At 56.6% G+C, this 15,214-nt stretch carries 13 protein-coding genes and 3 pseudogenes; 9 read left to right on the plus strand and 7 right to left on the minus strand.

The genetic code is table 11. From position 1 onward, the window contains the following. Nucleotides 1-36: 36 nt before the first annotated feature. The gene (locus tag ACQZ6D_RS20080) at nt 37-768 is read left to right on the plus strand and encodes an SDR family NAD(P)-dependent oxidoreductase (RefSeq protein ID WP_019565670.1); all 732 of its coding nucleotides are present in this window, start codon (nt 37-39) and stop codon (nt 766-768) included. A gap of 185 nt (nt 769-953) precedes the next feature. Here the strand turns inward: ACQZ6D_RS20080 and ACQZ6D_RS20085 are convergent, their stop codons facing one another. Together ACQZ6D_RS20085 and ACQZ6D_RS20090 are read right to left on the minus strand one after the other, a co-directional pair. Next, nucleotides 954-1,529, minus strand: a complete 576-nt coding sequence (locus tag ACQZ6D_RS20085) for a zinc-binding dehydrogenase (protein ID WP_333717747.1) — start codon at nt 1,527-1,529, stop codon at nt 954-956. A 200-nt stretch (nt 1,530-1,729) separates the two neighbouring features. Continuing rightward, nucleotides 1,730-2,965, minus strand: a complete 1,236-nt coding sequence (locus ACQZ6D_RS20090) for an MFS transporter (RefSeq protein WP_111802209.1) — start codon at nt 2,963-2,965, stop codon at nt 1,730-1,732. Between the two features lie 69 nt (nt 2,966-3,034). On the opposite strand from ACQZ6D_RS20090, the gene ACQZ6D_RS20095 reads away from it, so the two are divergent. After that, the gene (locus ACQZ6D_RS20095) at nt 3,035-3,478 is read left to right on the plus strand and encodes a helix-turn-helix domain-containing protein (RefSeq protein ID WP_111802210.1); all 444 of its coding nucleotides are present in this window, start codon (nt 3,035-3,037) and stop codon (nt 3,476-3,478) included. Nucleotides 3,479-3,508: 30 nt separating this feature from the next. After that, a pseudogene (locus ACQZ6D_RS20100) lies at nt 3,509-3,667 on the plus strand (nucleotidyl transferase AbiEii/AbiGii toxin family protein); the annotation flags it as partial. A 91-nt stretch (nt 3,668-3,758) separates the two neighbouring features. On the opposite strand, the gene ACQZ6D_RS20105 reads toward ACQZ6D_RS20100, so the two are convergent. Further along, nucleotides 3,759-5,045: a HAMP domain-containing sensor histidine kinase gene (locus tag ACQZ6D_RS20105; RefSeq protein WP_111802211.1), complete on the minus strand. Its 1,287-nt coding sequence runs from the start codon at nt 5,043-5,045 to the stop codon at nt 3,759-3,761. A gap of 2 nt (nt 5,046-5,047) precedes the next feature. Further along, nucleotides 5,048-5,734: a response regulator transcription factor gene (locus ACQZ6D_RS20110; protein WP_019565676.1), complete on the minus strand. Its 687-nt coding sequence runs from the start codon at nt 5,732-5,734 to the stop codon at nt 5,048-5,050. Between the two features lie 146 nt (nt 5,735-5,880). On the opposite strand from ACQZ6D_RS20110, the gene ACQZ6D_RS20115 reads away from it, so the two are divergent. From ACQZ6D_RS20115 to ACQZ6D_RS20130, 4 genes and pseudogenes are all read left to right on the plus strand, one after another. Further along, the gene (locus ACQZ6D_RS20115; RefSeq protein WP_448730166.1) at nt 5,881-7,305 is read left to right on the plus strand and encodes an efflux transporter outer membrane subunit; all 1,425 of its coding nucleotides are present in this window, start codon (nt 5,881-5,883) and stop codon (nt 7,303-7,305) included. Beyond that, nucleotides 7,305-8,426: an efflux RND transporter periplasmic adaptor subunit gene (locus ACQZ6D_RS20120; RefSeq protein WP_153793660.1), complete on the plus strand. Its 1,122-nt coding sequence runs from the start codon at nt 7,305-7,307 to the stop codon at nt 8,424-8,426. The genes ACQZ6D_RS20115 and ACQZ6D_RS20120 overlap by 1 nt, the downstream gene beginning before the upstream one ends. Next, nucleotides 8,423-11,512, plus strand: a complete 3,090-nt coding sequence (locus tag ACQZ6D_RS20125) for an efflux RND transporter permease subunit (RefSeq protein WP_112361551.1) — start codon at nt 8,423-8,425, stop codon at nt 11,510-11,512. The genes ACQZ6D_RS20120 and ACQZ6D_RS20125 overlap by 4 nt, the downstream gene beginning before the upstream one ends. A gap of 115 nt (nt 11,513-11,627) precedes the next feature. Further along, a pseudogene (locus ACQZ6D_RS20130) lies at nt 11,628-11,754 on the plus strand (transposase); the annotation flags it as partial. 272 nt (nt 11,755-12,026) lie between these two features. On the opposite strand, the pseudogene ACQZ6D_RS20135 reads toward ACQZ6D_RS20130, so the two are convergent. After that, nucleotides 12,027-12,425, minus strand: a pseudogene (locus tag ACQZ6D_RS20135) (recombinase family protein); the annotation flags it as partial. 14 nt (nt 12,426-12,439) lie between these two features. On the opposite strand from ACQZ6D_RS20135, the gene ACQZ6D_RS20140 reads away from it, so the two are divergent. After that, on the plus strand, nt 12,440-13,351 hold the full coding sequence (locus tag ACQZ6D_RS20140; protein WP_448730165.1) for an HNH endonuclease: 912 nt from the start codon (nt 12,440-12,442) through the stop codon (nt 13,349-13,351). A gap of 12 nt (nt 13,352-13,363) precedes the next feature. On the opposite strand, the gene ACQZ6D_RS20145 is transcribed toward ACQZ6D_RS20140, so the two are convergent. Beyond that, complete coding sequence (locus tag ACQZ6D_RS20145) at nt 13,364-13,564, minus strand: BrnA antitoxin family protein (RefSeq protein WP_080581035.1); 201 nt, start codon at nt 13,562-13,564, stop codon at nt 13,364-13,366. Nucleotides 13,565-13,781: 217 nt separating this feature from the next. Beyond that, nucleotides 13,782-14,393 (minus strand): TetR/AcrR family transcriptional regulator, encoded by a 612-nt coding sequence (locus ACQZ6D_RS20150; protein WP_003517423.1) that lies wholly within the window; start codon nt 14,391-14,393, stop codon nt 13,782-13,784. A gap of 148 nt (nt 14,394-14,541) precedes the next feature. Here ACQZ6D_RS20150 and ACQZ6D_RS20155 point away from each other — a divergent pair, with 148 nt between their 5' ends. Next, entirely contained in the window at nt 14,542-14,808 is a 267-nt protein-coding gene (locus ACQZ6D_RS20155) for a hypothetical protein (RefSeq protein WP_003517422.1), read from the plus strand. The last annotated feature ends 406 nt before the right edge of the window (nt 14,809-15,214 follow it).

Below are 15,214 nucleotides of genomic sequence, written 5' to 3' on the forward strand. Positions count from 1 at the left end.
AATTATGGACTGATCTGTCAATAAAAGGAGAATCCCATGACAATCGACGAACGAAAGACCGCCCTCGTATTTGGAGGTGCCCGTGGTATCGGCGCGGCTGCGGTCGAAAGACTTTCAAAAGACGGCTACGATGTCGCCTTCACATATGTTTCGCGACCGGACAGCGCACAGGCGCTCGTGAACGAGATCGAGAAGAGTGGGCGCCGCGCGGTGGCCATCCAGGCCAATAGCGCAGATGCTGCCGCCATTCGTGGCGCGGTGGCAAAGACTGTCGACATCTTCGGGCCAATCGACGCCGTCGTTGTCAATGCAGGGATTTTGCGGCTCAACAGGGTGGATGCTGTCACTCTCGAAGAGCTCGATCTAATGATCGACATCAACATCCGCGGCGTTTTCTTGTCCATCCAGTCCACAGTGCCGCACATGAAGGATGGCGGCCGCGTCATAACGATCGGGTCGAACACGGCGGAACGGACTGGAATGGCGGGAGCAAGCGTCTACCAATTCTCCAAGGCTGCGGTCGCAGCGATGGTGAAAGGCTTGGCCCTTGATCTGGCTCCGCGGCGCATCACCGTCAACAACATCCAACCTGGTCCAACGGACACTGACATGAACGCCGGCGCCATTGAGATGTTGTCTGACCGCAGCCCCTTGAAGCGCGTTGCCGACCCCAAAGAAATTGCGGGAATGGTGGCCTATCTTACGGGTCCCGACACGTCTTTCATGACAGGATCGAGCCTGACAATCGACGGAGGCTGGACGCTATAAATTCAGCGCTCCAGGGGTAGGGCCGTTCACAGCGGCCCTCTCCACCACTCCGGCATCTTTCCTCGTGCAAAAGTCTGCTGGGCAAAACTCACCGGCGGTCAATCTTTTGGCTTATCGCGATGCAATTCGCGAGTTCCACTCAGTCCAAGAGCTCCCCGCGTATCCGGCATCACCCATGAAAATCGTCAAGAACGATCTTGCCGAACACTCCGCCGGCTTCCATCCGGCGATCGGCATCCGATGTAGCTGAGAGCGGATACAGTGCCCCGACAACGGGCTGAAGTTCTTTGCCCATCATTGGCAGCACATCGTCCCTGAACCGGCGGATCATAGCTCTCTTTTCTGAGCGAGATCTGGATTTCATGGCCGTGCCCAGCAATTGCAAGTGATTGTAGGACAGTCCCGAGCGGAATGATGGCGTTGTCATCTCGCCCCAACAGGCCCACTTGGACAAGCCGACCACCAGGAGCAAGACTACGAATGTTGCGGACGAGGTAGGACCCGCCGACAAAGTCGATGATCAGATCGACCCCACAGGATGCCGTCGCATCGACGACCTCCGCCTCGAAGTCCGACCGCTGATAATCGAACACGGCTTCGGCGCCCTGCGAAAGCACGTTCCCGATGTTGCCCGCCGAAGCGGTGGCTAGCTCGGTTGCTCCTGCCGCTTTGGCGGGCTGGACTGCCGCCGATCCGATGCCGCCTGCAGCAGCATGAATGAGAACGGTCTCGCTTTTTTGCGGTTTGTCCGAGATGTGCAAGAGCCTCCCAGCCCGTGACGAAGTTTTCCATGACTGCGGCCGCCTCGATGAAGGACATCCCGGTCGGAATGGCAGCCGCCATCCCGCTATCGAGCCGCGCACACTGGGCATAGGCCCCGCCGCCGACATCCCCATGACACGGTCGCCGACGGCAAAGCCGGTTACTTCGTTTCCGACGGCTGTCACTTCTCCCAGCGACCTCAAGGCGGAGGAATGGGGTTGCTATGTCTGATCGCAATCCCGATTGCAACGAGCATCATTCCGCCCGCCAGCAGGAAGGTCAACCGCATTCCGGAGGCGATGGCCGACGCGGTTGCGCGCGCGAACTCTTCCATCCCCACGCCGAAGGCAAAGACCGCCCCCATGGCAGACGCACCGGCAATCAAACCGATATTGCGCGACAGGCTGATCAAGCCCGACACCGTGCCGCGGCGGTCCTTGGAGACCTCGGCCAGGGCGGCGGTGTTGTTGGCGGCCTGGAAGAGTTGATAGCCGGGCGTCAGCACGATGATGGAGATCACATAACCGGTGACGCCAATCCGATTTGGCAGAAGCGCCAGCAGGAACGATCCGGCGGCCAGCAGGGCAAGGCCGATGGCGAGGATGCGGCCACTGCCCCAAGCGTCGACCATCCGCCCGGACGGAACGCCGCTGAAGATGGAAATGACCGGGCCGACCGCCATGACGAAGCCGACCTGTGTCGCCGTAAGGCCTAGTGCGATGCCGAGATAGAAGGGACCGACCACGAGCGTCGTCATCATGACCGCAGCGACCACGATATTGACGAGGAGATTGGTAACAAGGTTCCGGGTCATGACCGACCAAAGGGTGACAGACAGCGCCTTTGCCTTGGCAGGACCGGCCGGAAGCAGCCTGATTGCCAGCACTAGGGCCAGAACCGCCAGCGGCACCTGCACCCAGAAGATGCCGCGCCATCCCGCGACCGGTATCAGCAGCCCGCCGAGCGAAGGGCCGAGCGCGGTGCCCAGCGCCGACACCGTGCCGAGCAGGCCCATGGCGCGTCCGACACGCGCTTCGTTTGCGGTCTGGCGCATCAGCGCCATGGCGAGCGTCATCAGGAATGCCGCGCCTACGCCCTGAAGCGCCCGCGCGCCGATCAGCAACGACAGGTTCGGTGCAATGGCGCACAGCAGTGAGGCGATGGCAAATACGGCGAGACCGACCACCAGCATCGGCTTCAGCCCGCGGCTGTCCCCAAGTCGACCTGCGATCACCACGGACACGGTCATGGCTGCGAGATAGGCCACGACCACCGCCTGAACCTGCAAAAATGGTGCGGCGAAGGCGTCAACCAGCGCCGGCAGTGCGATATTGGCGATGCTAGTGCCGAGCGAGGCCAGCAGCATCGCGAGCGCCAATGTGACCGTTATTCCGGTTTTTTCCTTTTCCAATGCGAATGATTTTGTCTGTTCCACCGTCTCACCTACTTGCTTCGATATTCGTTCGAGAGCAGGCTGCCACTTCAAGCCGACTTGAGGTCAAGCATGAAATTTCTGGATATTGGAGAGGTCGCGGCAAAGAGTGGGATGAAGCCCTCGGCGCTGCGCTATTACGAGGAAGCCGGACTGATTTCCTCAATTTCCCGCCATGGATTGCGGCGACAGTTTCCGCCTGAAGTGCTGTTGCAGCTTAAACTGATTGCAATGGGCAAATCGGCGGGCTTTTCGCTCGAGGAGATCGGTGGGATGTTCAGCAAGAACGGAACGCCAAACATCTCGCGTGACGTGATCCACGCCAAGGCCGACGAAATTGACCAAAAAATCCGCGAACTGACGGCGCTACGCGCTACGCTCCGCCATGTCGCCGATTGCCCGGCGCCCTCCCATATGGAGTGTCCTACGTTTCGGCGGCTTGTGGATGTGGCGGGCAAACGAGGCGGGAAACACGGGAAGATGAAAAAGTCGAACCGAAGCAGGAGCTCTCAATAACCAAAACCATCCGGCGGTGACACCGCCCTTATGCTCCAGATAAACCATCGTGAAAGCTTCGATATCGACATTTTCGTCAATGATCCGCAGGTCCTCCCATATCTGAACCCGACAACACAGGGCTATACCCTGCAGGTGAATCCACAGACATCCATAGAGAGCCAGACGTTAAGCGCTTTAGACGTCGTGTAAAGCTGGGTAAATTGTAGGGGTGGCGAAGTTCATCTTGACCGGGGAAGAGAAACAGCAGCAGCTTCCATCCAATAGCGACGATGGGCGGTTAAATCACCGCCCTAGCATCTCGGGAACTCGCGGGGATCACGATTTCCACGCGTAGTCCACCTGACGGCGTATTGGTGGCCGTTGCGCAACCGCCATGCCATTCGGCAGCGCGGCGGGTGATGGCGAGGCCGAGGCCAAAGCCCGAGCGCGTCGTGACGGTGGAGCTCTGTGAGAACGGTTGGAAAATAGCGTCCAGTTCCGCGTCCGGTACGCCAGGTCCCGCATCCTGGATGGAGAGTGAAAGTTGATGACCGTGTACTTCCGAAGTGACGAGAACAGATGTCTTGTCTCTGGTGTAGGCAATTGCATTGCGGATCACGTTTTCTAGCGCCCGGTAAATCAATTCTCCGTTGACGGAAGCAACGAATGTGTCGACGCCTTCATATTGAACCCCAATATCGCGTGACTGACCTTCGAAACTCGCATCCTCGACAATCTCCCTCACGAGATCGACAACATCCAGTGTTTGTCGATCAAAGCGCGGAGCGTTTCGTTCCGAAAGCCTCGCCAGAGTTAGAATTCCGCCGACCAATTCATCTAAGCGTTCGACTTCTCTTCCCATTCGCTCGATCATTGCGGTCAACCGCGCCGGGTTTTGTTGCAAGACGCCGATAGCCGCCTGTAATCTTGAAAGGGGTGAACGTATCTCGTGAGAGACATCGTGAAACAACTGTTGCTGTGCAATCTGGAGTTCCTGAAGGCGTGCTGCCGTAATGTCGAGGTCGTGCGCCAGAGAGGCAACTTCGTCGCGCTTGCTGCCAATTGTATGCGCTATTCGAACATCGAGTTGGCCATTGGCTATGGCTCGCAACCCGTATCGAAGCTGCTCCACGGGGGTGATAAAGTACCGGGCGAGCCAGTAGGCAGCTGCCGCCGCTGCCATGAGGGCGGCTAACCACGGCACTGTCCGGGGCCAGGTTTTTGAAATAACACCCTGAGGCGAGCCGGCGATCTGGACCTCGTAGCAATTGCCGTCGCTCACCGCGTTCACAATTAGATCATGTCCCGCCTTAACCCCACAGTCGAATGCTGGACCAACCGGGCTGATGCGAATGGATAATTCGCGACCGGTACGCTGCATGGCTGCCACCAGCTTCTTTGCAGCGTCATATCCATCTGATTGCAGGACCTGGGCCGTTGTTTCCAGGGCAAGCCTGTGTTCGCGGTTGGCGACTTCTTCTTCAAAAGGGGATTGGAACATGGTGCTAATTGCAAACAGCAGTGCTATCGACCCTGCCATGGCAAGCCAGACCACGCTGAAAAATTTCCAGAATAGTCGATGCATCACTAGCCCTCTAACAGCTGATAGCCGCGGCCTCTTACAGCCTGAATCCACGGCTGCCCGTCTTCGCGGGTTCCGAGCTTTTGGCGGATACTGCTGATATGGACATCGATGCGGCGATCAAATGCGGTCAGTGGCTTGCCGAAGGCGCGCAACGAGATATCCTGTTTGGAAACCAACTGGCCGGAAGAACGGACAAGCACCTCGAGCAGACTGAACTCGGTGCCGGTCAGTTCGAGCTGGGTACCGGACCACTCGGCTCTACGGGTTGAAGGATATAGCGTCAGCGCGCCCGTTTTCAGCACCTCCAGCCCACCATCCCGTTCGCTTCGGCTAGATCGACGAAGAATCGCGCGGATTCGAGCGGCCAGTTCTCCCGGCGAACAGGGTTTGGCGACATAGTCGTCCGCGCCAAGATTAAGCCCGGAAATACGATCAATGTCATCACCGCGGGCCGTCAACATCAGAACCGGGACATCGCTAACCTGCCGGATTTTCCGCAACACATCGAGGCCGTTCATACGGGGCATCATGATGTCGAGGACAATAAGATCGACCGGAGTCGTTGTTGCTGCAACGACACCGGTTCTGCCGTCGTCTGTGGTGTCAACCGCGAATCCTTCTTCGGTCAGGTATTCGCAGAGCAGATTTGTAAGCTCGATGTCATCATCGATTAAAAGCACCTTAGGCATGTCTTGCATCCGTCGCGTCGATGCTTGAATTCTTTAAGGCCTGACGCCCGTAAATACAGCAGTTTTACATAACTTAACACGTTCTTGACCGACATTAACATCGCGATCCCTATAGTGCAGCCGACAGCTTAAAGGCAGCCCGGATCATGCGTATAGTCTTCTCTTCAGGTTCCGTCCTCGCCACGTTGGCGGTACTCAGCGGTTGTACCGCCCTTGGCACCCTCAAACCTTCAAATTCTGTCGTGTCAGCCTATTGGCACGCGACGTTGCCGCATGGAGGAAGCCCTACTGATCTCGTCGCGTGGTGGGCAAGCTTTAAAGATCCTTCGCTGACGGAATTGCTAACACTGGCGGAACGGGAAAATCCGACCGTTCAAGAAGCCGTCGGCAATATCGACAAGGCGCGTGCGACGCTGGATAGCGCACGTGCGGGCCTCTTCCCGTCGCTGGATGGATCTGCCTCTGCATTGCGCGAGGGCAACAAAGGCGATGACCTCAATAAGGTTGTAGCCGGAACGAACAAAAGTGGTGGTCTCGACGCAGCCTGGGAACTTGATTTGTTCGGCAAGACTAAGAAAGAAACACAGGCTGCGGCTTCGAGAGCCCGAGGCAAGGTCTGGTCATGGCATGACGCACGGATTTCCGTCGCAGCCGAGGTCGGTGATTACTACGTCCAGTATCGCGCGTGTCGCCAGTTGGAAAAGCTTTACCGCGACGAGCTCGCGTCGCAGAGAGAGACACTGCGCGCCACTGAAAAGTCAGCACAGTCCGGCTTCACGTCAACTGCCGATTTGGCGCTCTCCCGCGCAAGTGCGGCGACATCCTCGTCAAATTTAACCGCCCAACGTGGTGACTGCGAAATCATCATCAAGTCACTGGTCCAACTGACTGCTACCGATGAAGTGGTGATCAGAAAATTGCTGGACCAGGGGAAAAGTAGCATTCCACAGCCTTCATCGTTGCGGATCGCCTCTGTACCGGCGGACGTTTTGAGGCAACGGCCTGACGTCAATGCGCTGGAAGCTGAGGTCGCAGCAACGGTTTCGGATGTTGGCGCGGCAAAGGCCGACCTCTATCCAAGTCTCAGCTTGAGTGGATCCATTTCAATCAGCGAATCCACCGTAACTGGCAGATCGATACCGTGGTCCTTTGGTCCTGCATTGTCGATACCGCTCTTTGATGGCGGCACCAAAAGGGCGGCCGTCAGAAGTGCAGTGGCGGATTACGATGTTGCTGTCGCAAGTTACAAGTCCGGCGTCTTGACGGCTGTCGCAGACGTGGAAACAGCCCTCATTCGCGTCAACACGGCTTTGAAGCGTATCGGCGATGCCAAGATGGCCGCTGATAACTATCAAAGCTATTTCCGCTCGGTCGATGAGAATTGGAAATCTGGTGGCGTCAGCATCCTCGACCGGGAAGAGGCGCGTCGCTCGGCACAGTCTGCCGCCATCACCCCCATCGAAATCAGACGCGACGCGGTCCGATACTGGATCGCGCTCTACAAGTCCCTGGGAGGCGGTTGGTCCGCTCCGCCTGGCGCCTCGAATACCCTTATGACTGGAACACACTGATGCGTAGATCCGTTTTTTCCTCTCTCGCCATGGCCCTTGCCGTAACTTTCATGCCGCAGTCGGCCCGTAGCGAAGACGCCGCACAGACCGACTCTCAAGCTGCAGCTTTGACAGTGAGCGTCTCCAACCCCCAGCTCTTGAACTGGCCGGTGACTATTCCTGCGAGTGGTCGACTTGCCGCATGGGATGAAGCGGTCATCGCCGCTGAGGTTAGCGGCTTTAAAATCATCGACGTCAAAGCAGATATCGGTGCGACGGTTGAAAAGGGAGACCTGCTGGTGCAGTTCTCCGCTGATACGGCGCAGGCGGATTTGGAACAGCAGGAAGCGACGGTCGAAAAGCAGGAAGCGGCGCTCGATCAAGCGGTTGCGGATGCGGATCGCGCCCGAGGACTGACGGGGTCCGGTGCGTTGTCGAAGCAGCAAACGACAGAGTATCTGATCAGCGAGCGCAAGGCGAAAGCCGACGTCCTCTCTGCGAAAGCTGCGTTGGCATCTTCGCAACTGACACTGGACCGGACAAAGGTTTACGCCGTCGATGACGGGATCATATCTGCGCGTTCGGCATCTCTCGGTAACGTCGTGAATGCCGGTGACGAACTGTTCAAGCTCATCCGGCAAAGCAGGGTCGAATGGCAAGCGGAGTTGCCGGTAAAGCGGTTGGCCGAAGTAAAGCAAGGAACGAAAGCAGTTATACCGACCCCTGACGGCAATATTAGTGGCAAGGTTAGGTTGGTTTCACCCACTACGTCGACAAATAATGGTCGGGTCACGGTTTACGTGACCCTCCAGCCCGAGGCAGGAATGCAAACCCCGAAGACCGGCATACTCGCCAGCGGCTACTTCGAGTTCGACCACGCCGATGCGCTGACAGTGCCAGCGACAGCCGTCACGCTCCGGGACGGGTTTTCCTATGTCTTCATTTTGAATGAGGCTGAGAAGGTGACCGTTGCCCGGAAGCGCGTCGAGACAGGTCGCCGACAGGGCGACCGTGTCGAGATTGTTTCTGGTATCGAAAAGGCGGACAAAGTCGTCACAGCAGGTGGTGCTTTCCTCGCAGATGGCTCGGTTGTGCGAGTGTCCGACGGCACCACGATTGCCAAAAAGGAGGAAGCAAAGTGAATTTCTCCTCATGGTCCATCCGCAATCCCGTCCCGCCCGTTCTGCTTTTCGTCCTGTTGACCGCCTGTGGTCTGTGGGCTTTCAATCGCCTCGACGTCCAGAATTTCCCCGATATGGACCTTCCAACGATCGAGATCAGTGCTTCGCTGGATGGGGCGTCGGCGTCTCAGCTCGAAACGGAAGTGGCTCGCAAGATCGAGGATGAACTGACGGGCCTTTCCAAGCTGGACTCCGTCACAACAACGATCACGGATGGTTCTGTTAGCATCTCGGTTGCCTTCCAGGTTGGAAAGGACACCCAGGAAGCACTGGATGAGGTCAAGAGTGCTGTCGACGAGGCAAAGAGCGACCTGCCGGAAGAAATGAACGCGCCGACCGTTTCGAAACAGTCGTTGAACGCCTCGCCGCTCATCACCTACGTCGTGCATTCAGACAAATTGGATTCTGCAGAGCTTTCTTGGTTTATCGACAACGATCTGTCGCGCGCGCTGATGGCTGTGGACGGAGTTGGTGAAGTCGGTCGCCTTGGTGGGGTCGATAGAGAAGTCAGGGTAGAGCTCAACGCAAATCTCCTCGATGGCCTTGGTTTGACCGCGAATGATGTCAACAGCCAGGTCGAAGCGGTGCAGTCCGATCTGTCTGGTGGCAAGGGCAGAATCGGCGGCGAAAGTCAGTCTGTCCGGACGCTTGCAACGGCAAACAGTGTAGAACAGCTCCGATCATTGCCCATACCCTTACCTGCCGGGAGTTGGGTTCGACTGGACGAACTCGGAACGGTAACAGATACCCACAACGATCTTACCTCACTTGCCTACCTGAATGGCAAACCCGTGATTGCCGCTCAGATCAAGCGTTCAAAAGGCTATTCTGATACGGCCGTTACCGAGAAAGTTCGCGACGCGATGACGGTATTTGCCGCGGCCAATCCGGGCGTGACAATCGAAGAAGCCTACAACACCATCGTACCCACCGAGCAAAACTACGAATCCTCGATGCACATGGTCTATGAGGGCGCGCTCATCGCCGTTTTCGTCGTGTGGCTGTTTCTGCGCGACTGGCGTGCGACGCTTCTCGCGGCTGTTGCCCTGCCGCTGTCGATCATACCGACTTTTCTCGTGATGTATCTGCTTGGCTATACGTTGAACACAATTACACTGCTGGCGATTTCACTTGTGGTCGGGATTCTTGTGGATGACGCCATTGTCGAGATAGAAAATATCGAGCGACACCTCAACATGGGTAAAAGCCCCTTCGAGGCGGCGATGGAGGCAGCTGACGAAATCGGCATGGCTGTTATTGCCACGACGTTTACCTTGGTCGCGGTCTTCCTTCCAACAGCTTTCATGGGCGGCATTCCGGGCATCATTTTCAAGCAGTTCGGTATTACTGCGTCAGTTGCCGTTCTCGCCTCGCTTCTGGTTGCGCGATTGCTAACGCCAATGATGGCAGCGTATATGATGAAGGCCAGTGGCAAGACACACGAAGAGGACGGCCGCCTGATGCGGAGCTACCTCTGGCTTGTAAAGGGTGCGTTACGTCGCCGCTGGATTCCAGTGCTTGGGACGGTTGGGTTTCTGGCATTCACGATCCTTCTGTTGTCTCATTTGTCGACGGGCTTTTTCCCAGCCTCCGATGACAGTCAAACGCAAATTACCCTCACCACGCCATATGGATCGACGATTGAAGCGACTGACGAGGCGGCGCGAAAAGCATCCGAAATCATCGCAGGCGTAGACCACGTCACCTCGGTGTTTCAGGCAACCGGAACAGCGTCCACGGGCGGGATGAACAGTACGTCAAATTCAAGCACTAACAGTGCGACAATCGTCGTCAATCTAACGCCGATTGACGACCGGGATATAAAGCAGTCGGAGATCGAAAATGATTTGCGAAAAGCCTTGGAGCAGTTGCCCGGCGTTCGCCTGGAAATAGGCTCCGGAGGCAATGGGACAAAGCTCACGCTGACGCTTGCAGGCGACAATTCTGACCTTCTTGAACAGGCGGCGGCAAGCCTTGAGACTGATTTGCGCACGCTTCCAGGGATCGGCAATGTCACTTCATCCGCGGCCATGCAGACTCCGGAGGTCACCATAAAACCCGACCTTGCGCAGGCGGCCTCTCTTGGTGTGACGTCCAAGGCCATCGCCGAAGCCATTCGCGTGGCGACTGCTGGTGCGTATGATACAGCTCTGTCGAAGCTTAATCTGCCCGAACGCCAGGTCGCCATTCGCGTGATGCTCGACACCGCAAGCCGTCAGTCACTGGATGCCATCTCGCTGATCCCAGTCGATGGTAAAGAAAGCAAGATCGCGCTGGGTGCTATCGCCGACATCTCGATTGGCTCCAGCCCCAGCCAGATCGATCGGCTTGACCGATCGCGCAACGTCTCGCTGACTGTCGAGTTAAATGGCAGGAACCTCTCCGACGTGACCGCAGAAGCCGCACAGTTGCCCAGCTATAAAAACCTGCCGCAGGGCGTGAAGTTCGTGGAGCAGGGCGAATTAAAACGTCAGAGTGAGCTGTTCAGTAGTTTCGGCACATCCATGGCGATCGGCATTTTCTGTGTCTATGCCGTTCTGGTCCTTCTGTTTCATGATTTCCTCCAGCCTGTGACTATTTTGATGGCTCTGCCGCTGGCGCTTGGCGGCGCTCTGCTGCCTTTGGTGCTAACAGGTACGAGCTTTTCAATGCCTGCTGTTATCGGTCTGATCCTACTGATGGGAATTGTCTCGAAAAACTCGATCCTTCTCGTGGAGTACGCCATTGAGGCACGACGTGCCGGCATGTCTCGCTACGACGCCCTTGTCGATGCCTGCCACAAGCGAGTACGACCCATTATCATGACCACCATCGCTATGGCCGGCGGCATGCTGCCCGCGGCGTTGAGTCTCGTCTCGGGAGACTCAAGCTTTCGCCAACCCATGGGTATCGTTGTCATAGGCGGATTGATTACCTCCACCTTCCTAAGCCTTCTGGTCATTCCTGTGGTCTTCACTTTCCTGGATGACGCGCTTGTATGGCTCAAGGCGAGGATCGGAGGGGGCGAAACCAAGCAGGCAGAGGGATTTTCCACGCCACAAGTCTAACGCGTGCAGGACCTGCCGGGGACACCGGCTCTACATTGGGTCGCTGACATCTGCGCCCCACCGATGACGATACAGCGAATAGCCCTAGATTTGCAGACACCTTCTTTCCCAATCCATGAGCAAATCGAATTTCAGCGAAGAGTTTAAGCGTGACGCGGTGCGTCAGATCACAGAGCGAGGCTATCCGGTTGCGGAGGTTTCGCAGCGGCTCGGCGTCAGTCAGCATTCGCTTTACGAATGGAAGAAGAGTTTGCTTCGTTGAACGCCAAGGCAGCGACGAGGCCGATGAGATCAAGCGGCTGAAGAAGGAACTGGCTGGCGTCATCGAGGAGCGCGACATCCTAAATGTCAATCGAACGCAGGCCGCGAACCGGCTCCCCACTATCATCGAACTCACGTCGCACTCTGTAGCCGTAAAAGATACCGCCTGGCACCCGCCCATGTTTGGCAATGGTCTGCCTGCGCGCACGCGGTAGCGAACCTGTTCGAGCACTTCCTGCCTGAGAACCGCCCTCAATCCAAGTTCCATCGATGACACCGCCGCGGCGCCGTGAACCTTCCATAAATCAACATCATGAAACTGCAGGATCTTGAGAATTTGGGCACTGTGCTCAACGTCGCGGGAAATGCGATCAAGAGTAAGGCAGAGAAACACGCTATAGGCGCCGGTCTTCGCCACCGCCAAAGCGGCCTGGAGCCCAGGCCGCGTCTCGAAAGACGAACCGCTTACATAGGCGTCGACGAAAGTTTCGGCCAAATGCCAGCCTTGTTGCGGAACGAATTGCTTTCCGAGATCGGGCTGGGTTTCGATCCAAGCGAGATCTTGTTGATCTGTTGCATAACGCGTGTAAAGCACGATTCTCTTGAGGACATGCATAATGACCGATCTGCCTATTTGTGTCGCGATCACCATGGTAGAGATCGAATATGGGATTCGGGGTTTTCATTCACCGCACAGATTCGATCTACGACGACAGTCCGGCTGAGCAATATCAGTTTCCGAGCCAGTATCTTGGCCGCGTCCAAGCCTGCGTTGGAGATTGGGTCATATACTACGAGCCTCGAAAGGTTGCGGCGACGCGCGGATATTTCGCGGTCGCCAAGGTCGCACAGGTCATTCCAGACCCCAAAGCGTCCGGTATGCATCTGGCTCTGATCGAACCCGGCAGCTATCTCGATTTCGTCAACGCTGTTCCTTTCAGCGGGCCAGATGGCGTGATCGAGCGGGGAGTGCTCAACGACGCGGGGCGAATTTCGGGAAGGGCGCAAGCAGCCGTGCGGCCGATCTCAGCCGCAGACTTCAATCGTATCTTGTCAATTGGCCTGGCAGAGGATCAACCGGAACTGCCGCGATCGGGCGAGGCAATAGACAGGCCAACTGGCGCCGGATTCTCGGGCGGCATTCAAGCTCCATTTATGTTCGAAGAGGAAAGGGTGCGGGTCACACAGCTTTCATCGCGTATCGTTCGCGATCGCCTGTTTCGCCGACTGATCTTGCAGGCCTACGACAAACGATGCGCGATAACAGGCTTGAAGCTGATCAATGGCGGCGGCCGCGCGGAGGTTGATGCCGCCCATATTCGCCCGGTTGAAGCGGACGGCCCGGATATTCTGTCGAATGGCATCGCGCTCTCTCGCACGGCACACTGGATGTTCGATCGCGGCCTTATCGGCTTGTCGGACGATCTTGAGGTCCTGGTTTCGCGTCAAGCGAACGACCGCGGCAGCATCCAAGGTCTTATCAACAAGACCGGAAGAGCGATCGTACCGGCAGGTGTTCACGAACGCCCGCATCCACAATTTCTGAGATGGCATCGCGAGAATACCTTTAAGCAATAGCGCGCCAACGGCTCAAATCCGTTCAAGTGCTTGATGGGACACATTCATTGCGGCTCGCAAGGTATCGTTGATGCGCTCTTGCCAGCTCGGACCGTCCGCCTGAAAATGCGAAAGGACATCACTGTCGATTTTCAAGGATACAAGCTCCTTGGTGTTGGAGATTGCGGACCGTTCAACGGCTGGAGCTGCGACCTTCTGCGCCGGTTTGAACAGCGCAGCCGGTCAATTTCTACTTTCAGGCTGTATGTCAAAACAGCGGTGGTCGCACCCCACATTTGGTGGGCAGCCGAAATAACGCAATTGCTGCTGATAAACTGGTCAACCGCCCCTCAATCCGGAAGAGAACGCTTATCGCGAAGGTTACTCTAAGTTGGCCGATCAACATGCACCTTTGCTCTTTCAGTGGCACTTCATTCTTGCACCACCAGGATCAGGCAGAAGCCTGTGCGCCTAGACCAAACGAGACCATCGCCGCTTCACACGCACGCGTAAACCGCATTGACGGACCTTCTTTGCCAGCGGCAAGTTTGCTGACGCGTGCTCCCTCTAACAGCATGGATAGCGTATCAGCCAAAAGTTCGGGATCGCTTACACCTGTCGAACGACAAAGATCGGCAAGCCGGGAATGCTGTTCCATCTTCAACGTTTCTATTATCGCATGTGCAGGGTGCCCTTGCTCTTTCAACTCTACCGCAGCATTGGCCAAATCGCATCCATAGGGCTCGCTGGAAAGACATTGTGCGCGCGCTTTAACCCATGCCGCGAGCTGAGCCCTCGGGTCGCCCGGGTTCTCTTTTTCGAGATCTTCCCAGGCTTTATCGAGCGTTCGAGAACTGTGCTTGAGCGCTTCACACACAAGATCGTCCTTGGAACCAAAATGTCGGTATAAGGTCATCTTGTTGGTTGAGGCGGCTTCGGCAATGGCATCAACACCGATGCCGCGTATCCCATGTTCACGAAACAGTTGGCAGGCCGTTGACACAATCCGGTCACGAGGTGCGATTTTCTGCTCAGAAGCACGATCAGATGTCTCGGATTTCATGAGTTTAATTTTTACCCTCAAGCGGTGTTGACATGCGTGTTACCGATCGGTAACTATCACAAAAGTTACTTACCGGTAACACCTTGGCGCGAGCCCGTCAAGCAATCGCCCGCTTTCACAGCTTAGGAATTATCGAAAGGAGACTGAGATGAGACAGACGATAGACGAGATGACGCTCGCCGAGATTTTCGCAGATCCACTGATCCGTTCAGTCATGCGCGCCGACGACGTGGGCCTGGACGATTTCAAAGAGTTGATGCATTCGGCGGCGACGTCCTTGACGACACGCGATGGCGCAGCATTTGCTGGACAGTTTGAAACGAGCGCGCCTGCAGCTTCATCGAAGCGTACACTCGTAACCGCCGTACAGCCCTTGTTCGCAGGTTTCTTTAAGCCTTGCGCTGCCCATATGTGAATGTGGCCTGCATCACCATCCCACAAGTCGGGCTTATGCGCGGTGGGATGGCTAATCGCACGCTGATCTTTCAGATATTGGTATCTCCTGCGCCCGTTTGGGCATGAAGAAATTGTAAAGTATTTAACTATAACTAATCGCAAGAAAACGAGCGAAGCACGGCCGTGGAACAATCGGTTCTAGTCCGTGTTTTGCGAAATGCGGCCCGGCGTTTCCGCCTTTTGGCGGGGCTGTCGTTTCGCCCGCGGAATGGTGACCTGCCCGTATTTGAGGGGGCAGGCCGGCGTTTTTCGGCGCATGCATGATGCAGTTGCGATCAGAGCCGATGATGCGGCTACCGAAGCCTTGATGATCGAGGTTACGCGACGTGCAATGTCAGTCTTGCCGAACACCTCCGGCACGGGGA

This window comes from Agrobacterium sp. 22-3639C2 (assembly GCF_053522105.1).